This is a genomic window from Pseudomonas sp. Pseusp16 (assembly GCF_047324915.1).
Taxonomy (GTDB): domain Bacteria; phylum Pseudomonadota; class Gammaproteobacteria; order Pseudomonadales; family Pseudomonadaceae; genus Aquipseudomonas; species Aquipseudomonas fluorescens_CD.
Genome location: NZ_CP168522.1, coordinates 3,277,995 through 3,301,912 on the forward strand (window position 1 = coordinate 3,277,995; position 23,918 = coordinate 3,301,912).

Annotated in this window: 18 protein-coding genes and 4 tRNA genes; 9 read left to right on the top strand and 13 right to left on the bottom strand. The window is 60.4% G+C overall.

Features of this window, described 5'->3' with window-relative positions; translation table 11 throughout:
- Positions 1-115: 115 nt before the first annotated feature.
- Together ACEN8Q_RS14845 and ACEN8Q_RS14850 are read left to right on the top strand one after the other, a co-directional pair.
- Complete coding sequence (locus ACEN8Q_RS14845; protein ID WP_413428346.1) at positions 116-2,197, top strand: carboxy terminal-processing peptidase; 2,082 nt, start codon at positions 116-118, stop codon at positions 2,195-2,197.
- A 145-nt stretch (positions 2,198-2,342) separates the two neighbouring features.
- Positions 2,343-4,133, top strand: a complete 1,791-nt coding sequence (locus ACEN8Q_RS14850; protein WP_413428339.1) for a bifunctional diguanylate cyclase/phosphodiesterase — start codon at positions 2,343-2,345, stop codon at positions 4,131-4,133.
- A 49-nt stretch (positions 4,134-4,182) separates the two neighbouring features.
- On the opposite strand, the gene ACEN8Q_RS14855 is transcribed toward ACEN8Q_RS14850, so the two are convergent.
- From ACEN8Q_RS14855 to ACEN8Q_RS14875, 5 genes are all read right to left on the bottom strand, one after another.
- Entirely contained in the window at positions 4,183-4,593 is a 411-nt protein-coding gene (locus tag ACEN8Q_RS14855; RefSeq protein ID WP_413428340.1) for a sel1 repeat family protein, read from the bottom strand.
- Positions 4,594-4,965: a hypothetical protein gene (locus tag ACEN8Q_RS14860; protein ID WP_003223109.1), complete on the bottom strand. Its 372-nt coding sequence runs from the start codon at positions 4,963-4,965 to the stop codon at positions 4,594-4,596.
- Positions 4,962-5,303, bottom strand: coding sequence for a helix-turn-helix domain-containing protein (locus ACEN8Q_RS14865; RefSeq protein WP_413428341.1), 342 nt, complete (start codon positions 5,301-5,303; stop codon positions 4,962-4,964). The genes ACEN8Q_RS14860 and ACEN8Q_RS14865 overlap by 4 nt, the downstream gene beginning before the upstream one ends.
- A 114-nt stretch (positions 5,304-5,417) precedes the next feature.
- A complete protein-coding gene (locus tag ACEN8Q_RS14870; protein WP_085716907.1) occupies positions 5,418-5,873 on the bottom strand; it encodes a YkvA family protein in 456 nt (151 codons plus the stop codon).
- A gap of 292 nt (positions 5,874-6,165) precedes the next feature.
- Positions 6,166-6,882: an FKBP-type peptidyl-prolyl cis-trans isomerase gene (locus ACEN8Q_RS14875; protein ID WP_413428342.1), complete on the bottom strand. Its 717-nt coding sequence runs from the start codon at positions 6,880-6,882 to the stop codon at positions 6,166-6,168.
- Between the two features lie 269 nt (positions 6,883-7,151).
- Here ACEN8Q_RS14875 and ACEN8Q_RS14880 point away from each other — a divergent pair, with 269 nt between their 5' ends.
- Positions 7,152-8,954, top strand: coding sequence for a di-heme-cytochrome C peroxidase (locus ACEN8Q_RS14880; RefSeq protein ID WP_413428343.1), 1,803 nt, complete (start codon positions 7,152-7,154; stop codon positions 8,952-8,954).
- Positions 8,955-8,982: 28 nt separating this feature from the next.
- Positions 8,983-10,119: a catalase family protein gene (locus tag ACEN8Q_RS14885; RefSeq protein ID WP_413428344.1), complete on the top strand. Its 1,137-nt coding sequence runs from the start codon at positions 8,983-8,985 to the stop codon at positions 10,117-10,119.
- Positions 10,120-10,309: 190 nt separating this feature from the next.
- Here the strand turns inward: ACEN8Q_RS14885 and ACEN8Q_RS14890 are convergent.
- From ACEN8Q_RS14890 to ACEN8Q_RS14905, 4 genes are all read right to left on the bottom strand, one after another.
- A tRNA-Asp gene (locus ACEN8Q_RS14890) sits at positions 10,310-10,386 on the bottom strand.
- A gap of 15 nt (positions 10,387-10,401) precedes the next feature.
- Positions 10,402-10,477, bottom strand: a tRNA-Val gene (locus ACEN8Q_RS14895).
- Between the two features lie 198 nt (positions 10,478-10,675).
- A tRNA-Asp gene (locus ACEN8Q_RS14900) sits at positions 10,676-10,752 on the bottom strand.
- A 19-nt stretch (positions 10,753-10,771) separates the two neighbouring features.
- Positions 10,772-10,847 (bottom strand) — tRNA-Val (locus tag ACEN8Q_RS14905).
- Positions 10,848-11,006: 159 nt separating this feature from the next.
- Between ACEN8Q_RS14905 and rdgC the strand changes: the two genes are divergently transcribed.
- The 3 genes from rdgC (at position 11,007) to sugE (ending at position 13,476) form a co-directional block, all read left to right on the top strand.
- A complete protein-coding gene (gene rdgC / locus ACEN8Q_RS14910; RefSeq protein ID WP_413425272.1) occupies positions 11,007-11,927 on the top strand; it encodes a recombination-associated protein RdgC in 921 nt (306 codons plus the stop codon).
- Between the two features lie 137 nt (positions 11,928-12,064).
- Complete coding sequence (locus tag ACEN8Q_RS14915) at positions 12,065-13,030, top strand: bile acid:sodium symporter family protein (RefSeq protein WP_413425274.1); 966 nt, start codon at positions 12,065-12,067, stop codon at positions 13,028-13,030.
- A 131-nt stretch (positions 13,031-13,161) separates the two neighbouring features.
- Positions 13,162-13,476, top strand: coding sequence for a quaternary ammonium compound efflux SMR transporter SugE (gene sugE / locus ACEN8Q_RS14920; protein ID WP_085716911.1), 315 nt, complete (start codon positions 13,162-13,164; stop codon positions 13,474-13,476).
- A 123-nt stretch (positions 13,477-13,599) separates the two neighbouring features.
- Here sugE and ACEN8Q_RS14925 read toward each other — a convergent pair whose 3' ends face one another.
- The 3 genes from ACEN8Q_RS14925 to ACEN8Q_RS14935 form a co-directional block, all read right to left on the bottom strand.
- The gene (locus ACEN8Q_RS14925; RefSeq protein WP_413705410.1) at positions 13,600-15,474 is read right to left on the bottom strand and encodes an MFS transporter; all 1,875 of its coding nucleotides are present in this window, start codon (positions 15,472-15,474) and stop codon (positions 13,600-13,602) included.
- A 96-nt stretch (positions 15,475-15,570) separates the two neighbouring features.
- A complete protein-coding gene (locus ACEN8Q_RS14930; RefSeq protein WP_413705411.1) occupies positions 15,571-16,722 on the bottom strand; it encodes a TDT family transporter in 1,152 nt (383 codons plus the stop codon).
- Between the two features lie 128 nt (positions 16,723-16,850).
- Positions 16,851-18,041: an MFS transporter gene (locus tag ACEN8Q_RS14935; RefSeq protein WP_413425280.1), complete on the bottom strand. Its 1,191-nt coding sequence runs from the start codon at positions 18,039-18,041 to the stop codon at positions 16,851-16,853.
- Between the two features lie 148 nt (positions 18,042-18,189).
- On the opposite strand from ACEN8Q_RS14935, the gene ACEN8Q_RS14940 reads away from it, so the two are divergent.
- Together ACEN8Q_RS14940 and ACEN8Q_RS14945 are read left to right on the top strand one after the other, a co-directional pair.
- On the top strand, positions 18,190-18,726 hold the full coding sequence (locus ACEN8Q_RS14940; protein ID WP_413425282.1) for a TetR/AcrR family transcriptional regulator: 537 nt from the start codon (positions 18,190-18,192) through the stop codon (positions 18,724-18,726).
- Positions 18,727-18,941: 215 nt separating this feature from the next.
- Positions 18,942-22,412, top strand: a complete 3,471-nt coding sequence (locus tag ACEN8Q_RS14945; protein WP_413705412.1) for a NahK/ErcS family hybrid sensor histidine kinase/response regulator — start codon at positions 18,942-18,944, stop codon at positions 22,410-22,412.
- A gap of 124 nt (positions 22,413-22,536) precedes the next feature.
- On the opposite strand, the gene rmuC is transcribed toward ACEN8Q_RS14945, so the two are convergent.
- Positions 22,537-23,901: a DNA recombination protein RmuC gene (rmuC, locus tag ACEN8Q_RS14950; RefSeq protein WP_413425354.1), complete on the bottom strand. Its 1,365-nt coding sequence runs from the start codon at positions 23,899-23,901 to the stop codon at positions 22,537-22,539.
- Between the last annotated feature and the right edge of the window lie 17 nt (positions 23,902-23,918).

Sequence of the window (23,918 nt, forward strand, 5' to 3'; positions counted from 1 at the left end):
CTGAGCCCGAAGCTGTAGCGCCGGGCTTTTTGCATTATGCGACCGGCTCCCAGAGAACCGGCGACTTCAAAGACGGCCTAATATGCGTTATCAATTGTCCCCGCGTCGAATCAGCATGAAGCATCTGTTCCCCAGCACTGCCCTCGCCTTGTTCATCGGTATCGGCTTGCTGCCGATGTCGAGCAATACATTCGCAGCCAATAGCTGGGACAAGCTTCAACCCGATCGTGACGAAGTGATCGCCAGTCTGAACGTCGTGGAGTTGCTCAAGCGCCACCACTACAGCAAGCCGCCACTCGATGACGCACGCTCGGTGATCATCTACGACAGCTACCTCAAGCTGCTGGATCCGTCGCGCAGCTACTTCATGGCCAGCGACATTGCCGAATTCGACAAGTGGAAGACCCAGTTCGACGACTTCCTCAAGAGCGGCGACCTGAACGCCGGGTTCACCATCTACAAGCGCTACCTGGACCGCGTAAAGGCGCGTCTGGACTTCGCCCTTGCCGAGCTGGACAAAGGCGTCGACAAGATAGACTTCACCACCAAGGAAACCTTGCTGATCGACCGCAAGGACGCCCCTTGGCTCAAATCCACCGCAGAACTCGACGACCTGTGGCGCAAACGCGTCAAGGATGAAGTACTGCGGATGAAGATCGCCGGCAAAGAGCCCAAGCAGATCCAGGAAACCCTGACCAAGCGCTACAAGAACCAGTTGGCACGCCTGGACCAGACCCGCGCGGAAGATATCTTCCAGGCGTACATCAACACCTTCGCCATGTCCTACGACCCGCACACGAACTATCTGTCGCCGGATAACGCGGAGAACTTCGACATCAACATGAGCCTGTCCCTGGAGGGCATCGGCGCCGTGTTGCAGAGCGATAACGACCAGGTGAAAGTCGTGCGCCTGGTGCCGGCAGGTCCGGCGGACAAGACCAAGCAGGTTGCACCGGCCGACAAGATCATCGGCGTGGCCCAGGGCAACAAGGAAATGGTCGACGTGGTGGGCTGGCGTCTGGACGAAGTAGTCAAGCTGATTCGCGGTCCGAAGGGCACCGTGGTGCGCCTGGAAGTCATCCCGGCCAGCAATGCGCCGAACGACCAGACCAGCAAGATCGTGCCGATCACCCGTGAAGCGGTGAAGCTCGAAGACCAGGCCGTGAAGAAATCGGTGCTGAACCTGAAACAGGACGGCAAGGACTACAAGCTCGGCATCATCGAAATCCCGGCGTTCTATCTGGACTTCAAGGCCTTCCGTGCCGGCGACCCGGATTACAAGAGCACCACCCGCGACGTCAAGAAACTGCTGACCGAGTTGCAGAAAGACAAAGTCGACGGCGTGGTCATCGACCTGCGTAACAACGGCGGCGGTTCCTTGCAAGAGGCCACCGAGCTGACCAGCCTGTTCATCGACAAAGGCCCAACCGTGCTCGTGCGCAACGCCGATGGCCGCGTCGATGTCCTGGAAGATGAAAACCCGGGTGCGTTCTACAAAGGCCCGATGGCGTTGCTGGTCAACCGCCTGTCCGCCTCGGCTTCGGAGATTTTTGCCGGTGCCATGCAGGACTACCACCGCGCACTGATCATCGGCGGCCAGACCTTCGGCAAAGGCACCGTGCAGACCATTCAGCCGCTCAACCATGGCGAACTGAAACTGACCCTGGCCAAGTTCTACCGGGTTTCCGGGCAGAGCACCCAGCATCAGGGCGTCTTGCCGGACATCGATTACCCGTCGATCATCGACACCAAGGAAATCGGTGAAAGCGCCCTGCCGGAAGCCATGCCGTGGGACACCATCAAGGCTGCGATCAAGCCTGCCGTGGATCCGTTCAAGCCGTACATTTCGCAGCTCAAGTCTGAGCATGACGTGCGCACTGCCAAGGATGCGGAGTTCGTGTTCATCCGCGACAAGCTGGCCCTGGCGCAGAAACTGATGACCGAAAAAACCGTCAGCCTCAATGAAGCCGAGCGGCGCGCCCAGCACGCCGACATCGAAGCCAAACAGCTGACCATGGAAAACATCCGTCGCAAGGCCAAGGGCGAAGAACCGCTCAAAGAGCTGAAGAAAGAAGACGAGGACGCCATTGCGGCCGAGGATGCCAAGACCAAACCGGAAGACGATGCCTACCTGAGCGAAACCGGGCGGATTCTGCTGGATTACCTGAAACTCAATACGGCAGTGGCCAAGCACTGAGTTTTTACAAACAATGATGGCAATTTAATGCTGACGCTCCCCGGAGCGTCATTAAACAGTCATCATTCTGTCGTGAAATAAAGGACCGGGCGTGCACTTTTTACCAAGGGCACGCCCGGTCCTTTTTTTATCGCCAGAGATCGCCATGACCACAACCGAACAGCTGAGTGCATTGAGCTCGATCCTGACTCAAAGCGGTTTGCACAGCCTGTTCCAGCCGATCATCAGCCTCTCTGAACGGCGCATTCTCGGTTACGAAGCCCTCAGTCGCGGCCCCTCCAACAGCCCTCTGCACTCCCCTGTCGCCCTGTTCGCCGTCGCCCGCCAGGCCGGACGTCTGAGCGAGCTGGAAATCACCTGCCGCGAAAACGCTTGCCGACGCTTCAATGAACAACAACTGCCTGGCCTGTTGTTCCTTAACGTCTCTCCGGAATCCCTGCTCGAAGCGGCGCATCAACCGGGGCGTACCCTGCAATTGCTGCAGGACTTCGGCATTCCGCCGAGTCAGGTGGTCATCGAGCTCACGGAACAGACGCCGGCGGATGATTTCCAGTTGCTGCAAACCGCCCTGCATCACTATCGGGCGATGGGCTTTTCGATTGCGCTGGATGATCTGGGCGCGGGCTATTCGAGTTTGCGGCTGTGGTCCGAGCTACGGCCGGACTACGTGAAAATCGACCGGCATTTCATCGATGGCATTCATCAGGATGCGCTCAAGCGCGAATTCGTCGGCTCGATCCTGCAAATCGCCAAGGCCTCGCGGGCGCAAGTCATCGCCGAAGGTATCGAGCTACCCGAAGAGCTCACGGTGCTGACCGAAATGGGCGTGGACCTGGTGCAGGGCTACCTGCTCTGCCGCCCCCAGGAACACCCGCCGCGGGATGCCCGGGCATTGATGCCCCGACAGGACAGCACCGCCGTGGTCCTGAGCGAAGACGGCAGCGACCTCAGCGCCCTGCTCAACGAGCAACCCGCAATGGACCGGGACACCCCGACCGCCACGGTGCTCGAAGCCTTTCGCCGCCAGGCCAACCTGAACTCGCTGGCCGTCTTGGATGAACAGGGTCAGCCCTGCGGCATTGTCCATCGTCATTCGCTCTCCGACGTCCTGCTCAAGCCCTTTGCCACCGACCTGTTCGCCCGCAAGCCCATCAGCCGCCTGATGAGCGATGACTTCCTCGCCGTCGAGCTGAGCCAGTCGTTGCAACAAGTCAGCCGCCTGATCACCAGCCGTGCCCGCCAGCGTATCGAAGAGGATTTCATCATCACCCTCAATGGTGGCTATCTCGGGCTGGGCCGCGTAATAGACGTGCTCAAACTGATCACCGAACTGAAGATCCAACAGGCCCGCTACGCCAACCCGCTGACCTTGCTACCGGGCAACGTACCGATCCAGCAATGCCTGACGCGGCTGCTGCAACAGCAACGGGAATCGGTGATCTGCTACGTGGACATCGATAGCTTCAAACCCTTCAACGACATCTACGGCTATGGCCGCGGTGACGAAGTCCTGCTGTGCCTGGCGCAATGCCTGATCGACCGCGTCGACCCGTCCCGCGATTTTGTCGGCCACATCGGCGGTGACGATTTCCTGCTGGTGCTCGGCCCGGAAGACTGGCGAAAACGTTTGAACCAGTTGCTCGACGACTTCCAGAGCCAGTGCCGGCGCTTCTACCGCAGCGAGCACCTGGAAGCCGGCTGCTTCATCGCACCGAATCGCCAGGGCGTGCGGCAGGAGTTTGCGCTGTTGTCGCTGTCGATAGGGGTGGTGCATCTGCATCCACAGGCCTGTGCACAACTCGATGCGAGCCAGTTGGCGGAGATGGCTTCGCAGGCCAAGCACCATGCGAAGAATGTGCAGGGGTATAGCGTGCATGTGATTGACAGTCTGGCGCAGCGGATGTCGGATGGGGAGTTGTTCGTGGGGCAGCGGTGATTGAACTGAGGCTTTCGCGAGCAGGCTCGCGAAGGCACCAGACCAGCCACTAATTATCCAAAGGACCGCGAGACGCCAACTCTTTGAGCTTGATCTCGGCCAACGGATGCCCAGCCTTGGCAGCCATCCCCCAGAACCGCGCCGCTTCAGCCGGGTCCGGCGCCTTGCTCGCTGTCCCGGCCAGGCTGATCACACCCACTTGATACGCCGCCTTGCCATCGCCCGCCAATGCCGCCAGGCGCAACAAACGCACGCCCTCCTCACGAGCACCGAGGCCGACGCCGCGAAACGTCAGGATGTGCCCATAGAAGCTCTGGGCGCCGACATTGCCCAGGTTGGCCATGCGGGCGAACTGGCCTTCGAGCCAGCGCCAGCCTCGTGGCTGGCGGACAAACCATGACCAGTGAAACAATCGGCGCGCGAGCCAGTAACCGGCTCGTGCCTTGAGTTGTAAAAACACTCAGGCCTCGGCCGATTCCGGGTATTCGTACTCGAACACCCGCACCACTTCCGAAGCGTGCCAGGACGCAGCGGCAACGCCGTCCGACGGCCCGGAAAAACGCCCGAGGCGCTCGACACACTCAAAGAACCCGGTACGTGGCAAACGGCTGGCGCCCTGACTGATCACCAGTGAACTGCGCAATGGTTGCTCCGCCTTCGCGTCCAGGGCCGCCAGATGCTCAAGGGCCGCAGTCAGGGTCTGCATGGCCGGGGTCGGCAGCTGCAAACGCTCCAGCAATGCCCGATACGTCAACAGATGGCGCTGGCGACGCGCCTGATCCAGTTCGCCCAGCAATCCGTCCCAGTGTTGACGACTGATACGTACGCTCACGATTCTTCCCTCCACCCTGGCACCGTCAATTCCCAGGCCAGGCTGCGGCGAATCGCGGCGTCGGGCAGACGCTCGCCACTTTCGATCATGGCCAGGTAAGACGGGCTGATGCCTACCGTGCGGGCCAGCGCCTCGATGGCGATGCCCTTTCCTTCGCGCAAACTGCGTAGTTGATCCAGACCCGGAAGAATCGGGTCTGGTGTTGCCGCCTGAAGCTTCACGGCTTCAGGCGACGCTTGCTCTTTGATGCCTGCTGCTTTCAGTAACGCCTGATACTGAGCCCATGGCAGAACCGCATATTCGGGCTCGCCTTCGCGTGTAATTATCTGAATATCCATGACTACCCCGTAGGACAAAAACACTTAGCGAGTCGGCACTTTTCCTTAGAAGTGTAATCCTAACAGCGGCCAAGGTCGCGGGGGGCATCAATCTATGAACAGGTCGCAATCGGCTCAGTGTTTTTTCGGGCCTTGAAGTTGAAGCTGCTCGGGGGTGTCAGGCAGACGCTCAACCACCGCGAGCTTTTCCGGCGCCTGCCGTTTGCGCCAGGTGCGGAAGGCATTGAGTTCGTCGTCGAGCACTTTCATCAGCCACGCCAATACCGCAATGTCATCGAACATGCCGAATACCGGAATGAAATCCGGGATCGCATCCACCGGGCTGAGGAAGTACATCAGGCCCGCGACGACCGAAATCAGCGCCTTGGGGCTGATGGCGCGATATTCCCCGCGCCAGTAGGCCAGGCAGAGTGCCTGCAACAGCTTCAAGTCGTCCTTGAGCTTGCCCAGTCGGTTGCCCTGGCTCGCGCCTTTGCTGGCGACCGCGAACAACAGGGTCGGCAATCGACCGCGTGCCAGCAGGCGCCCGGCCAGTGGCAGGAAACGAGCGAAATTCCAGGGTGCTTTCATGATTTCTCCCGTTGAAATGTTATCCACACAAATTGTGGATAACCTTGTGAACAGAGCTGCTTTTCACCGCTGAAAGCCCCGCTTTACAAGGCTTGCGTTCAGATCGGGCGTTTTTTACTCATCAAAAAAAACCCATAATTTCATTGACTTGGCGGCGTTGTGCGTCTACCGGCAACACTACTATGCGTGAGACTCCGGTCTAGAGCGTCTGTTCGTTTTGTTTACCCCTGCCGGGCGCCAGATGCAACAACGCCCCGCATGAGCGAGGCGTTGTTATCGAAGCAGACGCTGGTTACTTGGCTTCGGCGTCTTCTTTTGCCGGGTCCTTGATGGCCAGCAGTTCCAGGTCGAATACCAGCACCGAATTGGCTGGAATCGCCGGGCTTGGGCTTTGAGCGCCGTAAGCCAGGTCAGCCGGGATGTACAGTTTGTACTTCTCGCCAACGTGCATCAGTTGCAGGCCTTCGACCCAACCCGGGATCACACCGCTGACCGGCAGATCGATCGGGCTGCCGCGCTCGACGGAGCTGTCGAATACGGTGCCGTTGGTCAATTTGCCGGTGTAGTGAACGGTCACTACGTCAGTCGGCTTTGGCTGAGGGCCATCGGCTTTCTGCACGACTTCATACTGCAGGCCCGAAGCCGTGGTGGTCACACCGGCTTTCTTGCCGTTTTCCTCGAGGAATTTCTTGCCGGCAGCGGCCGACTCTTCGCTCATCTTGGCCATGCGCTCTTCGGCACGCTTTTGCAGTGCGGCGAACGCCTCAACCAGTTCTTCGTCCTTGAGCTTCTGCTCTTTCTTGCCGACGGCGTCTTCGATGCCCTGGGCTACAGCTTTGGAATCGAGATCGTCCATGCCTTCCTGAGCCAGGCTCTTGCCCATGTTCAGGCCAATTCCGTAGGAAGCTTTTTGCGCCGGGGTTTTCAGCTCTACGCTGGTCTGCGAATCACAACCCGCGAGTACCAGGCTAACCAGGGCCACCGCCGCCGCCAACCGATGCTGTTTCATGCTATTTCCTTGTTCATGCGCCTAAAGGGCAATCGAGTAAAGCCGCGAGCTTATCAGGCCGCCACGACCAATGGCTACCGGCATGAGAGCCGGAAACACTTGATAAGTTCAGGTGTTTAAACGCATTTCACAATTCGGCTGATGAAGCTTCTTTCATCTTGTTCCGACGCAGACTGATTCCAGAACCCGCAACATCTGGCGTAATGGCCTCTTGCCGCACCCTGGGGACTCGGGCATAACGGCATGACAACTTGACATGGATGTTTATCTTGCGCCTCTTCCTTCGCTTGCTGGTTCTCATCGCAGTACTGTTCGGGCTGGTCATGGCCGTGGTTCTTTACTACGTTGCCAACCCGAAATTGCCGGCCTGGTCGCCTGCTCAACAGGTGCATTACCTGGAGCAATGGAGCGCCGCAGACCGCGAGACTTATTACTTCACCCCCCAGGGCACTCAGGTCAAAGGCTTGCGCTACGACTGGTTCACCGCCCTCGAACTGCCCTTCTCGCAGCAACGCTTCGCCGCCCCCGAGTACCTCGCCCGCTTCGGTTTTCTGGTGGATCCCGGCCAGAAACCGACACCGAACAACCCCGGCAACCTCCCGGCAGGCTTTACCCGGCACCAGAATGCGGGGAGCCCGGATGTGTTTCTGGATATCACCTGCGCGGCCTGCCACACCGGAGAATTGCGCTTCAAAGGACAAGCCGTGCGTATCGACGGCGGCTCGGCGCAACATGTCCTGCCGTCCAGTGTTCCTACACTCAAAGGGGGCAGTTTCGGACAAGCGCTGGTGGCCAGCCTGACCTCGACCTACTACAACCCGTGGAAATTCGAACGTTTCGCACGCACTGTGCTGGGCCAGGACTATGACGCCCGTCACCAACAGCTGCGCAAGGAATTCAAATCTTCACTGGATACGTTCCTCAAAGTGGCCTGGAACGACACCCATCGCGGGCTCTATCCGACCGAGGAAGGCCCGGGGCGCACAGACGCCTTCGGACGCATTGCCAACGCCAGCTTCGGTGACGCGATTTCCCCCGAAAACTACCGCATAGCCAATGCCCCGGTCGATTATCCGCAGTTGTGGGACATGTGGACGTTCGAATGGGTGCAGTGGAACGGCTCGGCGAAACAACCGATGGCCCGCAACATCGGCGAGGCGCTTGGCGTCGGCGCCACCCTGGACTTCTTTGACAACAATGGTCAGCCGCTGATGGGCGATGCCCGCTATCCCTCCAGTGTCCGTGTGCGCGACCTGCACCTGATCGAAAAAACCCTGCAACGACTCTCGCCTCCCGCCTGGCCGGAAGATCTGTTGGGCGCAGTCGACAAACCCCTGGCAGCAAAGGGGCGCGCCTTGTTCGCGGAAAACTGCGCGGGTTGTCATGTACCGAGCACCACCCAGGGCGAGGGACGATACGTTCAGCACCTGAAAATGCTCCCGGTGGATTACATCGGCACAGATCCCGGTGCGGCCAACAACATCGCCGACCACCGCTTCGACCTGACAGCGCTGCAATGGAATCAGGCGGAACTGGAACAACTTGATGTAGAGCCGAAACCCGACGAACCACTGGACCTGAGCAAGATGTCCGTGGCCAGGGGGCTGGCCTATGTCACGGCATTTGTCCTGGACCGCGCGTATCAGGACGCCCATGTCACCCCTGCCGAGCGTCCGGCAATGGACGGTTTCGGCCTGCCGATCGGCGTGCGCGAGTTGCGTTCGTACAAGGCCAGGCCATTGGCGGGTGTATGGGCGACGGCGCCGTTTCTGCACAACGGTTCGGTACCGAGCATTTATCAATTGCTGTCGCCTCAGGATGAGCGTGCGACCACCTTCTACAAAGGCACTTTCGAATACGACCCGGGACACCTGGGTTACCGCACCGAAGCCTTTACCAATGGTTTTCTGTTCGACACGCGAATCACTGGCAACCACAACAGTGGTCATGAATTCCGTGCCGGCAAACTCGGCAATGGCGTGATCGGCCGCTGGTTGCAGCCGGAGGAACGCTGGGCACTGCTGGAATACCTGAAAGTGCTGGGCGGCCCGCTGGAAGCGCAATTGCCATGACCACAGCCCCAGTCAAAAGGACTTTCCCATGCTGACAACTCTCTGGCTGCGCCTGGGCGCCTTCCTCGGCAAGCTGTTGCTGTGGCTGCTGGGTCTCGGAGTGCTTGGCTGGGCATTGGCCACCGCCTGGTTTGCCTGGCAGCATCGCGGGCCGGTCCCGGCGCAGGAGTTGATTGCGGACGGCGAAGCCGCGATGACCCGGGACATCATCCAGACCGCCGTACGCATCGTCGATCAGCACCGTGAAAGCACTCGCTACCTGCGCGACGCCCATGCCAAGGCCCACGGATGTGTGAAGGCCGAGGTTCAGGTGCTGCCGGAACTGCCAGGCGAACTGCGCCAGGGCGTGTTCAGCGAACCGGGTAAAACCTGGCGAGCGACGATGCGCCTGTCCAACGGCAATGCCTACCCGCAGTTCGACAGCATCCGCGACGCCAGGGGCATGGCGATCAAACTGCTCGATGTTCCGGGCAAACAACTGTTGAGCGATCGGCAGGGGCGAAGCGAACAGGACTTTGTGATGTTCAGCCATCCGAACTTCTTTGTCAGTGATGTCGCCGAATACCGTCAGAACGTCGCCGCCCAGGCTGACGGTAAAAAGATCATGGCTTTTTTCCCCGGCTGGGATCCACGCGCCTGGCAGGTTCGCCACCTGTTTATTGCCTTGGCGACATTGTCCCCCGCCCCGTCGAGCCCAACCCGGACGACGTACTTTTCGGTTTCACCCTACAAATTCGGTGAAGCCAATGCGAAGTTCCGGGTCATACCCGATCCGGATAACTGCCCGGCCTACAACCTGCCGGAACAAAATCGCAAGCTGCCGAACTTTCTGCGCAATGCGCTGAACCAACAGCTGTCCACCGACCGGGTACCCGCGTGTTTCGCTCTGCAAATCCAGCGACAGGACGCCAACAAGTACATGCCGATCGAAGACACCAGCATTGAGTGGCGAGAGAGTGATGCGCCCTTCGAGACGGTGGCGCGGATCAACGTGCCAGCACAGGACTTCGATACACCGGCGCTGAACCTGCAATGCGACAACCAGTCGTTCAATCCCTGGTTTGGCCTTGAGGCGCACCGCCCCATTGGCGGGATCAATCGCCTGCGCAAGGCGGTGTATGAAGCCGTCAGCGACTACCGGCACAGCCGTAACGCCGAACTGTAGGAGCGAGCTCGCTCGCGAAAAACCAATGGGCGCCGCTGGGCATCTGAATTTATGCGTTATCGTTAACGATCTTCGCGAGCTAGCTCGCTCCTACAAGGAGCGAGAAAAGCCAAATCCCAGACAGCAAAAAGCCCGCACTAGGCGGGCTTTCTGTGGTGATCTGGCGTTCAGTGTTCCAGATTACCGAATATGGCGCAGCGGACGGGACTCGAACCCGCGACCCCCGGCGTGACAGGCCGGTATTCTAACCGACTGAACTACCGCTGCGCGTAGCGTTGAAAGTGGTGGGTGATGACGGGATCGAACCGCCGACATTCTGCTTGTAAGGCAGACGCTCTCCCAGCTGAGCTAATCACCCTTTACCTTCGTTGCGGGGCACATTATGCCACAGGTTTTTATAAAGTGTTGATTTATTTGAAGTTTTTTCAAAAAAATCTAAAAACCGGTGAAACGATGCAACCCACAGGAACAACAGTCAAACATGAGACAGAAAAAAGCCCGCCTAAGCGGGCTTTTCCGTGGTGACCTGGCGTTCAGTGTTCCAGGTTACCGAATATGGCGCAGCGGACGGGACTCGAACCCGCGACCCCCGGCGTGACAGGCCGGTATTCTAACCGACTGAACTACCGCTGCGCTAAACACTTGAAACGAATGGTGGGTGATGACGGGATCGAACCGCCGACATTCTGCTTGTAAGGCAGACGCTCTCCCAGCTGAGCTAATCACCCTTCGCTTCGGTGTGGCGCGCATTCTACGGAGCGACCCAACCTCTGGCAAGCACTTTTTAAAATAATTTTCTCAGGCCTTCCAAAGGCTTAGAGAAAGGTTGGCCTATGGCACGGCGAAGACAATAATGCCCGCCTTTGTATAAAGGAGAGACTCACCCCATGTGGTTCAAAAACCTGCTTATCTATCGCCTGACCCAAGATCTGCCTGTTGATGCCGAGGCGTTGGAAACTGCACTGGCCACCAAACTGGCGCGCCCATGTGCAAGCCAGGAGTTGACCACCTACGGTTTCGTCGCGCCGTTCGGCAAAGGCGAAGATGCGCCGCTGGTGCACGTCAGCGGTGACTTCCTGCTGGTGTCCGCGCGCAAGGAAGAACGTATTTTGCCGGGCAGCGTTGTGCGTGACGCCGTCAAGGAAAAGATCGAAGAGATCGAAGCCGAGCAAATGCGCAAGGTCTATAAGAAGGAACGCGATCAGATCAAGGATGAAATCATCCAGGCCTTCCTGCCCCGCGCCTTTATCCGTCGCTCTTCGACCTTCGCCGCCATCGCGCCGAAACAGGGCCTGATCCTGGTCAACTCGGCCAGCCCGAAACGCGCCGAAGACCTGCTGTCGACCTTGCGCGAAGTGATCGGCACCCTGCCGGTGCGCCCGCTGACCGTGAAAATGTCCCCGACGGCGACCATGACCGAGTGGGTCACCACGCAGAAAGCCGCAGACGATTTCTTTGTGCTGGACGAGTGCGAACTGCGCGACACCCACGAAGACGGCGGTATCGTGCGTTGCAAGCGCCAGGACCTGACCAGCGAAGAAATCCAGCTGCACCTGAGCACCGGCAAAGTGGTCACTCAACTGTCCCTGGCCTGGCAGGACAAACTGTCGTTCGTCCTCGACGACAAAATGGTGGTCAAGCGCCTGAAGTTCGAAGACCTGCTGCAAGACCAGGCGGAACAGGACGGCGGCGACGAAGCCCTGGGCCAACTGGACGCCAGCTTCACCCTGATGATGCTGACCTTCGGCGACTTCCTGCCGGCGCTGGTTGAAGCGCTGGGTGGCGAAGAGACTCCGCAGGGGATCTAAGGACCAGTGATCTCTCCTGTAGGAGCGAGCCCGCTCGCGATGGTGTGTCAGATAAAGAGGGGTGACTGACACACCATCGCGAGCGAGCTCGCTCCTACAGGGGTTTTGTGGTGTTACGTAAAAATAAGGATCAAGTCATGCGCGCACTGGCTGCATTGAGTCGCTTTGTCGGCAACACCTTTGCTTACTGGGTTCTGATTTTCGCTGCCGTGGCATTTCTGCAGCCGGCATGGTTCCTCGGCCTCAAAGGCGCCATCGTGCCCTTACTGGGGCTGGTGATGTTCGGCATGGGCCTGACCCTCAAACTCGAAGACTTCGCCGAAGTCGCTCGCCATCCATGGCGCGTGGCCCTGGGCGTAGTTGCACATTTCGTGATCATGCCCGGCGTGGCGTGGTTGCTCTGCCAGGCGTTCCACTTGCCAGCGGAGATCGCCGTCGGCGTGATTCTGGTGGGCTGCTGCCCAAGCGGCACCTCGTCGAACGTGATGACCTGGCTGGCCCGCGGCGATCTGGCGCTGTCGGTGGCCATCGCCGCCGTCACCACCCTCCTCGCTCCGCTGCTGACGCCGGCGCTGATCTGGCTGCTGGCCTCGGCCTGGTTGCCGGTGTCGTTCATGGAGTTGTTCTGGTCGATCCTGCAAGTGGTGCTGTTGCCGATCGTGCTGGGCGTGGTTGCCCAACGGCTGCTTGGCGACAAGGTCAGGCACGCAGTGGACGTATTGCCGCTGGTGTCGGTGGTGAGCATCGTGATCATCGTCACTGCGGTAGTTGCCGCCAGTCAGGCGAAGATCGCCGAGTCCGGCCTGCTGATCATGGCTGTGGTCATGCTGCACAACAGCTTTGGCTACTTGCTGGGTTACTTCACCGGGCGCCTGTTCAAGTTGCCTCTGGCACAGCGCAAGTCCCTGGCCCTGGAAGTAGGCATGCAGAACTCCGGATTGGGCGCGGCCCTGGCCAGTGCGCACTTCTCGCCGCTGGCGGCGGTGCCCAGTGCATTGTTCAGTGTCTGGCACAATATTTCCGGGGCTCTGCTGTCGACTTACTTTCGTCGCATGAGCGAGAAACAGGAGCGGGAAATCGCCGCCCAACAAGCCACTGATTGATCCGCGATCTTGATCCGCGATCTTGATCCCCGGGTTAATACTGGGCACTATATTGCGCATCGCGGGGACGACCCCGCAGCTCGATCGAGTCATTAATCTGGGGACGACCCCGTCAGACGATGGAGGTCTTCATGTCCTGGATCATTCTGTTTTTCGCCGGCCTGTTCGAAGTCGGCTGGGCCGTCGGCCTCAAGTACACCGACGGCTTCACCCGCCCGCTCCCCACTGTTTTGACCGTTACGGCCATGGCTGTCAGCCTTGGCCTGCTCGGCCTTGCCATGAAGGAATTGCCGCTGGGTACGGCCTATGCGATCTGGACCGGTGTCGGTGCCGTTGGCACGGTGATCGCCGGGATCATTCTGTTTGGCGAATCCATGGCGCTGGTGAGGCTGGCCAGTGTGGCGCTGATCATTACAGGGCTCGTTGGCCTGAAGGTCAGCGCCTAAGCCACTATCGCCTTCGCGAGCAAGCCCGCTCCCACAGGGATTGTAGGTGTGCCTACTATGTGTGGCACAACACAAAACCTGTGGGAGCGGGCTTGCTCGCGAAGAGGCCGGTAGAATCACCGATTATCTTACGGCCCCGCGCAACTCCCCCACCAACGCCTGCAACCTGGCAGGCTCCGCCGCCTCAACCGCCACCGCCGGCCCTGCCACCAGGGTCACTCGCGACCACAGGCGATGAAACAGCCCCTTGCCCGGATCGCGGCTGAAGAAACTCCCCCACAACCCCTGCAAGGCCAGCGGAATCACCGGCACCGGCGTCTCTTCGAGAATTCGCGTCAAGCCGCCCTTGAACTCATTCATCTCGCCATCGGCGGTCAATTTACCCTCGGGGAAGATGCACACCAGCTCACCGTCCTTCAGATACCGGGCAATGCGCGTGAAGGCCTTTTCGTAGATCTGGATGTCTTCATGACGCCCCGCGATAGGAATCGTCCCTGCGGTGCGGAAGATGAAGTTCAGCACCGGCAGGTTGTAGATCTTGTAATACATAACAAAGCGAATCGGCCGACGCACCGCGCCGCCAATCAGCAAGGCATCGACGAAGGACACGTGATTGCACACCAGCAACGCCGCGCCCTCATCGGGGATCAGATCCAGGTTGCGGTGCTCGACGCGGTACATGGAATGGCTGAGCAGCCAGATCATGAAACGCATGGTGAACTCGGGGACGATCTTGAAGATGTAAGCGTTGACGCCGATGTTCAGCAACGAGACCACCAGGAACAGTTGCGGGATCGACAGCTTGGCCACACTCAGCAAGACGATCGAGACAATCGCCGACACCACCATGAACAACGCGTTGAGGATGTTGTTGGCGGCAATCACCCGCGCCCGCTCGTTCTCGGCGGTACGTGACTGGATCAGCGCGTACAGCGGCACGATATAGAAACCGCCGAAAACGCCCAGGCCGAGGATGTCGAGCAACACCAGCCAGGCGTGGCCGAAACCGAGGATTTCAATCCAGCCATGACCGGTGGCGCTGTCCGGGATTGCACCGGAATGCCACCACAGCAGCAAACCGAAGACAGTCAAGCCGAACGATCCGAACGGCACCAGGCCAATTTCGACTTTGCGTCCGGAGAGCTTCTCGCACAGCATCGAACCCAAGGCGATGCCGACCGAGAACACCGTCAGGATCAGCGTCACCACGGTTTCGTCGCCGTGCATCCATTCCTTGGCATACGCCGGGATCTGCGTCAGATAGATCGCCCCGACAAACCAGAACCACGAGTTGCCGACAATCGAGCGCGACACCGCCGGAGTTTGCCCCAGGCCGAGTTTCAACGTGGCCCAGGACTGGCTGAAGATGTTCCAGTTCAGGCGCATTTGCGGTGTGGCGGCAGCAGCACGAGGAATGCTGCGACTGGCCAGGTAGCCGAGCACGGCAATGCCGATGATCGCCGTGGACACCACCGGCGCGTAATGCGCCGAAGACATCATGACCCCGGCGCCAATGGTGCCGGCGAGGATCGCCAGGAAGGTACCCATTTCCACCAGGCCGTTGCCGCCTACCAGCTCATCCTCACGCAGGGCCTGCGGCAGGATCGAGTACTTCACCGGCCCGAACAGCGCCGAATGGGTGCCCATGGCGAACAGCGCCACCAGCATCAACGACAGGTGATCGAACAGGAAGCCGACGGCGCCGACCGCCATGATGACGATTTCCCCTAGCTTGATCAGGCGGATCAACGCGTCCTTGGCGAACTTTTCCCCGAATTGGCCGGCCAGGGCCGAGAACAGGAAAAACGGCAGGATAAACAGCAGCGCACACAGGTTGACCCAGATAGAGCGGTCACCTTCGATGGTCAGCTTGTACAAAATGGCGAGGATCAACGACTGCTTGAACACGTTGTCGTTGAACGCCCCGAGGGACTGGGTGATGAAGAACGGCAGGAAGCGCCGGGTGCGCAGCAAGGTGAACTGTGAGGGGTGACTCATCTTCCATGTGTCCCTGATGTTAGGTAGCGAGTGGCCTGGATTCTTATTGGATTATCAAAAGCCGATCCAGGCCACACATTACCTAATCCTGACCGGTTATTTCTTCAATCCGGCAATGCAAGGCGAGACAAACAGCTCGCCACGCCAGGCGCCCAGCACTGTGCGCTTGCCGACGATCAGCCACATCACGGCCAGCAACGCCACCAGCACACAGCCGAACACACTGAAAAACGTCAGGCTCAAGGTACTGGCCAGCTTCAACGTCGCCAGAGAATAGACGCCCAACGGGAAGGTGAAACCCCACCAGCCGAGGTTGAATGGAATGCCGGCACGCAGGTAACGCACAGTGATCAGCAGCGCCATCAGCATCCACCACAGGCCGAAGCCCCACAGGGTGATGCCGGCCACCAGACCCAATCCTGCAGCAATCTCACCGATGCCCGGCAACCCGTTGGCCGCGAAAATCAGCGGTGCATCGCCGCCCAGTACCAGCATGCCCAAGGCACCGGTGCCGATCGGGCCAAGGGCCAGCCAGCTAGAGGCGGCCATGTTTTCGTGGGGCAGTTTATGCAGGGCCATGCGCAACAACAGGATGGTCAGGATGCTGAAGGCCACCGGCAGGGAAAAGGCCCAGAGCACGTAGCTGGTCACCAGCACCACCAGTTGCGAATGAGCGTCGGCCAGATGCGGTGCCAACAGGCCACCGCTGGCGGCCGCCACCTCTGCCGCGACCACCGGCAACAACCAGACCGCTGTCATCTGGTCGATGCTGTGCTCCTGACGGGTGAACATCATGTAGGGAATCAGCACGCCGCAAGCCAGCGACATCGCCACATCCAGCCACCACAGCACCTCGGCGAGGTGAATCACGCCTTCACCCCAGCGTGGCAAGCCGAACACCAGGAAGCCGTTGATGATGGTCGCCAGGCCCATCGGGATGGTGCCGAAAAACATCGAGACCGTGGAGTGGCCGAAGATCCGTCGTGCTTCGTCGAAAAACAGCAGCCAACGCGCCGTGTACATCGCCGTAAACAGCAGAAACAGCGCGATGTTGAACAACCAGAGGGCTTCGGCGAAGGCGTGCAAGGCGGGTATGGCGACCGGCAATTGCGCCAGCGCCAACGCCAGCACGCCGGTACCCATGGTGGCCGCGAACCAGTGAGGGGTGAACTGGCGGATCACTTCGCGGGGATGCTGCAAGTGACTGAAAGGTTTGATTCCGGGCTTGATGCTATTGGCGCATGTCATGGCGTACTCCTGTCCTCTCGTGAGGTAGAGCCCATGTTAGATCCGAATAGAATATCTATATAACGGGTAATTTCTCTATATCTTATCTACTTTATAGATATTCAATCAGGCATGCCCGTGTCGCAATGTCATGGATTGGCCTCACACGCCCTGCCTGAACGCGGGCGTATCAAACCTGCCAAAGCGCCAAGGGCCAGAACAATCAACACCGCACCATACCCATCGGTGGTCGCTACCAGGCCGAGGGTCCGGCTCAGGTTCCCGGCCAGCAGCGATGGCAGGCAAAAGGCGAGATAGCTGAGCGCGTAATACGCCGACACCAGCCCGGCACGTTCATGGGGCAAGGCCAGCGGCACCAGGCTACGCAAGGTGCCGAGAAAACCGGAACCGAAACCACATCCTGCGACCAGTGTGCCAAGGAAGAACAGCGGCAGGCTGGCACTGTGCACCCCCAGCAAAATCAGCACGACACCCGTTGGCATCATGCTGGCACCCAATAACAACGCCTTGCCGGCGGGTCGGTTGCGCATGCTGTAGATCATCAGCGCGCCGGTCAGCGTCAAGGCGGCCACGGTCGCGCCGCCAATCATGTTCGAGGTCGAGCCCGTGGCGGTGCGCACCAACGAAGGCGCCAGGGATGCGTAGAAACCGCCGAGGGCCCACAGGGCAGTATTGAGCGGCAGTACTCGCCACAAAGTGGAGCGCGCTTGCAGTGGCACATGCAGAGTCGGTCGCAATGACGCCCAAACCCCGGCCTGCCGCGAGACGCTTTCCGGCAAGCGCCAGACATAAAACGCCTGCATCACGAACAACGCCAGCAGCAGCCAGAAAGTCAGATGCAACGGAGCCGGGGCGTACTCGGCCAACGCACCGCAGCCCAGCCCACCTATAGCCATGCCGGTCAACGGTGCAACGCTATTGACCAGCGGCCCCCGCTCGCGGTCGGTATCCAGTAGTGTTGCGCCCAGCACGGCGGTAGCCATCCCGGTGGCAAAACCTTGCAGAATTCGGGCACTGATCAGCCAGGTGGCGCTGTCGGCGTGAATGAACAGCAGCATCGCCAGAATGTTCAGAATCACCGCAGTAAAAATCACCGGCTTGCGCCCCAGGTAATCCGACAGCGAGCCGACCGTCAGCAACGCCGCCAACAGGCTGAGGGCGTACACGCCAAAGATCAGGGTCAGCGTCGCGGCAGAAAACTGCATCTGCTCCTGGTACAGGTGATACAGCGGCGTCGGCGCAGTGGAGGCCGCCAGAAAACTGAGCAAGGTCACTGCCAGAAACCACAGGCTGGAACGATTTGAACGAGAACCGGGCATGGACACACTCCGCAAAAGCTAATTTTTTGCTTTTGCGGAGTGTGCTACTGGATCCCTCTTAAAGCAAATTCTTTGTGTTAAGGTCCCAGGCATGGCTTTCAGGACCGAGTGCCTGCAACGGGACCCGACGCGATACAGGAAACACAGGATGACAGCTCCCACATTACGCCCCGGCGGCCGCAGCGCACGGGTACAAGAGTCGATTCATTCGGCCGTGCGCCAACTCCTGCAGGAACAGGACCGCGCAAGCGTGACCGTCCCGCAAATAGCTGCGCGCGCAGGCGTCACGCCGTCAACCATCTATCGGCGCTGGGGCGATGTGTCGGCGCTGCTGGCCGACGTCGCCCTCGCCCGCATGCAGCCTGACAACGAACCGGCCAATACCGGCAGCCTTCACGGTGATGTGCGGGCCTGGGCGGAACAGTACCTGGACGAGATGAGCTCCGAACCCGGCCGTAACATGCTGTGCGACGTGCAGGCGGCGCTGAAGCCGAGTTACTGCGCAACGATCATTGGCGGGCAACTGCAGACGATTCTGGATCGCTATCCGGATGCGCCCAAGCCCAGTGTCGATCGGCTGATCAATCTGATCGCCGCGCCGACGGTGTTTCGCATCCTGTTTTCCGAGGCGCCATTGGAACTTGAAGAACTGCATCGCTTGATCGAAATTGCGTTGATTCCGTAATACCGCCATTCGCGAGCAAGCCCGCTCCCACATTTGCCCTGCGTTCACCGCCTCTGTGGGAGCGGGCTTGCTCGCGAAGGGGCCAGTCCAGACATCGCAAATCCCCCTGCGACACCCCGCCACGCCACGACCTTGGTCGACACTGACTAACGCTGGCGGTCGTGCGAGACTGTCTGTCCGGGCGCAGGCCCGGGAGTCTTTTGTCTGGAGTCCCCATGTCGCTGTCCACCGGGCTGATTGCCGCCGTCGCCCTGGCCTATATGGCCATCATGTTCGCCATCGCCTTCTATGGCGACCGTCGCAGCGCGCCCTTGCCGCCGCGTGTGCGTGCCTGGGTGTACAGCCTGTCGCTGGCGGTCTATTGCACCAGCTGGACGTTCTTCGGCGCCGTGGGCCAGGCCGCCGAACAGCTCTGGTCGTTCCTGCCGATTTACCTCGGGCCGATCCTGTTGCTGATCGGTGCGCCGTGGGTCCTGCAAAAAATGGTGATGATCAGCAAACAGGAGAACATCACCTCGATCGCCGACTTCATCGCTGCACGCTATGGCAAATCCCAGCCATTGGCGGTGGTGGTGGCGCTGATTTGCCTGGTCGGCGTGCTGCCCTACATCGCGCTGCAGCTCAAGGGCATTGTGCTCGGCGTGAACCTGCTGATCGGCGCCGGAGCCGACGCCATGGGCACCCGTGCCCAGGACACCGCACTGATCGTGTCGCTGGTGCTGGCGCTGTTCACCATCGTCTTCGGTACCCGCAACCTCGACGCCACGGAGCACCACCGCGGCATGGTGCTGGCGATTGCCTTCGAGTCGCTGGTCAAGCTGTTCGCGTTTCTCGCCGTCGGCGCGTTCGTGACCTACGGCCTGTACGACGGTTTCGACGACCTGTTCGACCAGGCCATGCTTGCGCCGCGGCTTGAGCAGTACTGGAAGGAAACCATCAACTGGCCGTCGATGGTGGTGCAGACCGGCGTGGCGATGATGGCGATCATTTGCTTGCCACGGCAGTTCCACGTGACTGTTGTGGAAAACATCGACCCCCAGGATCTGCGCCTTGCCAAGTGGGTGTTTCCGGCCTACCTCGCCCTCGCTGCCTTGTTTGTCGTGCCAATCGCCCTGGCCGGCCAGATGATGCTGCCCAGTTCAGTGCTGCCGGACTCGTTCGTCATCAGCCTGCCCCTGGCCCAGGCACATCCGGCGCTGGCCCTGCTGGCGTTTATCGGTGGCGCATCGGCGGCCACCGGCATGGTGATCGTGGCCAGCGTGGCGCTGTCGACCATGGTCTCCAACGACATGCTGTTGCCCTGGCTGCTGCGTCGCAACAACGCCGAGCGCCCGTTCGAAGTGTTCCGCCAGTGGATGTTGTCGGTGCGCCGCGTCAGCATTGTGGTCATTCTGCTGCTGGCCTACGTCAGTTACCGCCTGCTGGGCTCGACCGCCAGCCTGGCGACCATTGGCCAGATTGCCTTCGCGGCCGTGACCCAACTGGCCCCCGCCATGCTCGGTGCGCTGTACTGGAAACAGGCCAACCGCCGCGGCGTTTTCGCTGGCCTCGCCGCGGGCACGTTCCTGTGGTTCTACACCTTGATCCTGCCGATTGCCGCCCTCAGCCTCGGCCTGTCCCTGAGCACATTCCCGGGACTGGCCTGGTTGCACAGCAATCCACTGAACCTGCCGATCACCCCGCTGACCCAAGGCGTGGTGCTGTCACTCGCAGGCAACTTCACGCTGTTCGCCTGGGTTTCGGTGCTATCGCGCACCCGGGTTTCCGAGCACTGGCAAGCAGGCCGCTTCATCGGCCAGGAAATCAGTGCCCGCCCCAGCGCACGCTCAATGCTGGCGGTGCAGATCGACGACCTGCTGCAACTGGCGGCGCGCTTCGTCGGTGAAGAACGCGCCCGTCAAAGCTTCATCCGCTTTGCCTATCGCCAGGGCAAAGGCTTCAACCCGAACCAGAACGCCGACAGTGAATGGATCGCCCATACCGAACGCCTGTTGGCCGGTGTGCTCGGCGCCTCCTCGACCCGCGCGGTGGTAAAAGCCGCCATTGAAGGTCGGGAGATGCAACTGGAGGACGTCGTGCGCATCGCCGACGAAGCCTCGGAGGTGCTGCAATTCAATCGCGCCTTGCTGCAGGGCGCCATCGAGAACATCACCCAGGGCATCAGCGTCGTCGACCAGTCGCTGAAACTGGTGGCCTGGAACCGTCGATACCTGGAGCTATTCAACTATCCGGACGGCTTGATCAGTGTCGGCCGGCCCATTGCCGACATCATTCGCCATAATGCCGATCGCGGTCTGTGCGGCCCCGGCGAAGCCGAAGTTCACGTCGCGCGTCGCCTGCACTGGATGCGTCAGGGCCGCGCGCATACTTCCGAACGTTTGTTCCCCAATGGCCGGGTGATCGAGCTGATCGGCAACCCGATGCCGGGCGGTGGCTTCGTCATGAGTTTCACCGACATCACCGCGTTCCGCGAAGCCGAGCAGGCGCTGACCGAGGCCAACGAAGGCCTGGAGCAACGGGTGACCGAACGGACCCACGAACTCTCGCAACTCAACGTTGCCCTGACCGAAGCCAAGGGCAACGCCGAGGCGGCCAACCAGTCGAAGACCCGTTTCCTCGCGGCGGTCAGCCATGACTTGATGCAACCGCTGAACGCGGCGCGGTTGTTCTCCGCCGCCCTCTCCCATCAGGACGACGGTTTGTCCGGCGAAGCGCAGAAACTGGTCGAGCACCTGGACAGCTCGCTGCGCTCGGCCGAAGACTTGATCAGCGACCTGCTGGACATTTCCCGCCTGGAGAACGGCAAGATCAACCCGAATCGCCAGCCATTCGCACTCAACGAACTGTTCGACACCCTCGGTACCGAATTCAAGGCACTGGCGCGAGAACAAAAACTGGAGTTCCGGGTTCGCGGCAGCGCGCTGCGGGTCGACAGCGACATCAAACTGCTGCGGCGGATCCTGCAGAACTTCCTGACCAACGCTTTCCGCTACGGCAAAGGGCCGGTGCTGCTGGGGGTTCGTCGGCGCAAAGAACAACTGTGCCTGGAAGTCTGGGACCGTGGGCCAGGTATTCCGGAAGATAAACAGCAGGTGATTTTCGAAGAGTTCAAGCGCCTCGACAGCCACCAGACACGGGCCGAAAAAGGCCTCGGCCTGGGGCTGGCGATTGCCGACGGGCTATGTCGCGTGCTCGGTCATACCCTGCGCGTTCGCTCCTGGCCGGGACGCGGTAGCGTGTTCAGCGTCAGCGTGCCGCTGGCCAGGGCGCAAACCGCAGCGCCGGTCAAAGTCGCCGAGCTCAATGGCAAATTGCTCAATGGCGCGCAGGTGCTGTGTATCGACAACGAGGACAGCATCCTGATCGGCATGAACAGCCTGCTCAGCCGCTGGGGTTGCCAGGTCTGGACCGCGCGTAATCGCGAAGAGTGCGCATCGCTGCTGGCCGAAGGCGTGCGCCCGCAATTGGCGCTGGTGGATTACCACCTCGATCATGGCGAGACCGGAACCGACTTGATGGCCTGGTTGCGCACCCAGATGGGCGAGCCGGTTCCCGGGGTGGTGATCAGCGCCGATGGCCGGCCGGAGACGGTTGATCAGGTGCATGCCGCGGGGCTGGACTATTTGGCCAAACCGGTGAAGCCGGCAGCGTTGCGTGCGTTGTTGAGCCGGTATTTGCCGTTGTAGGGTTTGAGTGACGTGGTGATGTCGGAGTGTCAGGCGACAGAGATGTTGAATGTGCCGGCCTCTTCGCGAGCAAGCCCGCTCCCACAGGAGGCAGCGGCGTTCCGACGCAGCCTTGGGCTGGAAGTTACTCAGGCAGCTCTACCAACCCATCGACATCCGTCATCGCCCGCTCCAGCAAGTCCGCCGGCAGGCTCTTGCTCGCCCGTGCGCCCAGCAGTTTGAGTTGTTCACTGCGGCTGACCAGGTTGCCTCGTCCCTCTGTCAGCTTGTTGCGTGCCGAACTGTAGGCCTTGTCCAGTTGCTGCAAGCGATTGCCGACCTCGTCCAGATCCTGAATGAACAGCACGAACTTGTCGTACAGCCACCCGGCCCGCTCGGCGATTTCCCGGGCATTCTGGCTCTGGCGCTCCTGTTTCCACAGGCTGTCGATGACGCGCAGGGTCGCCAGCAACGTGGTGGGGCTGACGATCACGATGTTGCGGTCGAATGCCTCCTGAAACAGCGTCGGCTCGGCCTGCAACGCGGCAGAAAACGCCGCCTCGATCGGCACGAAGAGCAACACGAAATCCAGGCTGTGCAAGCCATCGAGGCGCTTGTAATCCTTGCCGGCCAGGCCCTTGACGTGATTTCGCAACGACAGCACGTGTTGCTTGATGGCGATCTGGCCGATAGCCTCGTCCTCAGCCGCCACGTATTGCTGATAGGCCGTCAGGCTGACCTTGGAGTCGACCACCACCTGCTTGTCGCCCGGCAGATAAATGATCACGTCCGGCTGGAAGCGCTCGCCGTCCGGCCCCTTGAGATTGACCTGAGTCTGGTACTCGCGGCCCTTCTCCAGCCCCGCATGTTCGAGCACGCGCTCAAGGATCAGTTCACCCCAATTGCCCTGGGTCTTCTGTCCTTTCAAGGCGCGGGTCAGGTTGGTGGCTTCATCGCTCAAGCGCAAATTCAGCTGCTGCAGACGCTCCAGCTCCCTGGCCAGGGAGAAACGCTCACGAGCCTCGTTCTGATAGCTTTCCTCGACACGTTTCTCGAAGGACTGGATGCGCTCCTTGAGTGGATCGAGCAACTGCCCCAGGCGCTGCTGGCTGGTTTCGGCAAAACGCTGCTCGCGCTCATCGAAAATTTTCCCCGCCAGCTCGGCAAACTGCGCGCGCAACTCGTCCCGTGAACCTTGCAAGTCGTTGAGGCGTTGCTGATGACTGTCCTGTTGCTCGCGCAATTCGGCGTTGAGCGAGGCGGCCTGGGCATCCAGGCGGCGCAATTCGGCTTCTTTGCCGGCGCGCTCGATGTTCCACGCATGGGCGGCGTCCCGGGCGTCGTCGCGCTCGATCTGCAGCAGTTCGACTTCACGACGCAGCGCAGCCAGATCAGCCTGCTTGGCGGCATTGGCCTGGGTCAGATCGCCGACTTCATCGCGGCTGGATTCAAGTTGTGCATTCAATCCGTCCTGCGCCAGTTGCGCCATGGCCAGGCGTTCTTGCAGCAGCGCAACGTCAGCCAGCG

What these genes read in the sequence shown, in the direction of transcription:
- ACEN8Q_RS14845 (WP_413428346.1), top strand. Translation starts at nt 116, where the DNA reads ATGAAGCATCTGTTCCCCAGCACTGCCCTCGCCTTGTTCATCGGTATC.
- ACEN8Q_RS14875 (WP_413428342.1), bottom strand. Translation starts at nt 6,882, where the DNA reads ATGAAACAGCATCGGTTGGCGGCGGCGGTGGCCCTGGTTAGCCTGGTA.
- rdgC (WP_413425272.1), top strand. Translation starts at nt 11,007, where the DNA reads ATGTGGTTCAAAAACCTGCTTATCTATCGCCTGACCCAAGATCTGCCT.
- ACEN8Q_RS14925 (WP_413705410.1), bottom strand. Translation starts at nt 15,474, where the DNA reads ATGAGTCACCCCTCACAGTTCACCTTGCTGCGCACCCGGCGCTTCCTG.
- ACEN8Q_RS14870 (WP_085716907.1), bottom strand. Translation starts at nt 5,873, where the DNA reads ATGAAAGCACCCTGGAATTTCGCTCGTTTCCTGCCACTGGCCGGGCGC.
- ACEN8Q_RS14915 (WP_413425274.1), top strand. Translation starts at nt 12,065, where the DNA reads ATGCGCGCACTGGCTGCATTGAGTCGCTTTGTCGGCAACACCTTTGCT.
- ACEN8Q_RS14945 (WP_413705412.1), top strand. Translation starts at nt 18,942, where the DNA reads ATGTCGCTGTCCACCGGGCTGATTGCCGCCGTCGCCCTGGCCTATATG.
- sugE (WP_085716911.1), top strand. Translation starts at nt 13,162, where the DNA reads ATGTCCTGGATCATTCTGTTTTTCGCCGGCCTGTTCGAAGTCGGCTGG.
- ACEN8Q_RS14885 (WP_413428344.1), top strand. Translation starts at nt 8,983, where the DNA reads ATGCTGACAACTCTCTGGCTGCGCCTGGGCGCCTTCCTCGGCAAGCTG.
- ACEN8Q_RS14940 (WP_413425282.1), top strand. Translation starts at nt 18,190, where the DNA reads ATGACAGCTCCCACATTACGCCCCGGCGGCCGCAGCGCACGGGTACAA.
- ACEN8Q_RS14865 (WP_413428341.1), bottom strand. Translation starts at nt 5,303, where the DNA reads ATGGATATTCAGATAATTACACGCGAAGGCGAGCCCGAATATGCGGTT.
- ACEN8Q_RS14930 (WP_413705411.1), bottom strand. Translation starts at nt 16,722, where the DNA reads ATGACATGCGCCAATAGCATCAAGCCCGGAATCAAACCTTTCAGTCAC.
- ACEN8Q_RS14935 (WP_413425280.1), bottom strand. Translation starts at nt 18,041, where the DNA reads ATGCCCGGTTCTCGTTCAAATCGTTCCAGCCTGTGGTTTCTGGCAGTG.
- ACEN8Q_RS14850 (WP_413428339.1), top strand. Translation starts at nt 2,343, where the DNA reads ATGACCACAACCGAACAGCTGAGTGCATTGAGCTCGATCCTGACTCAA.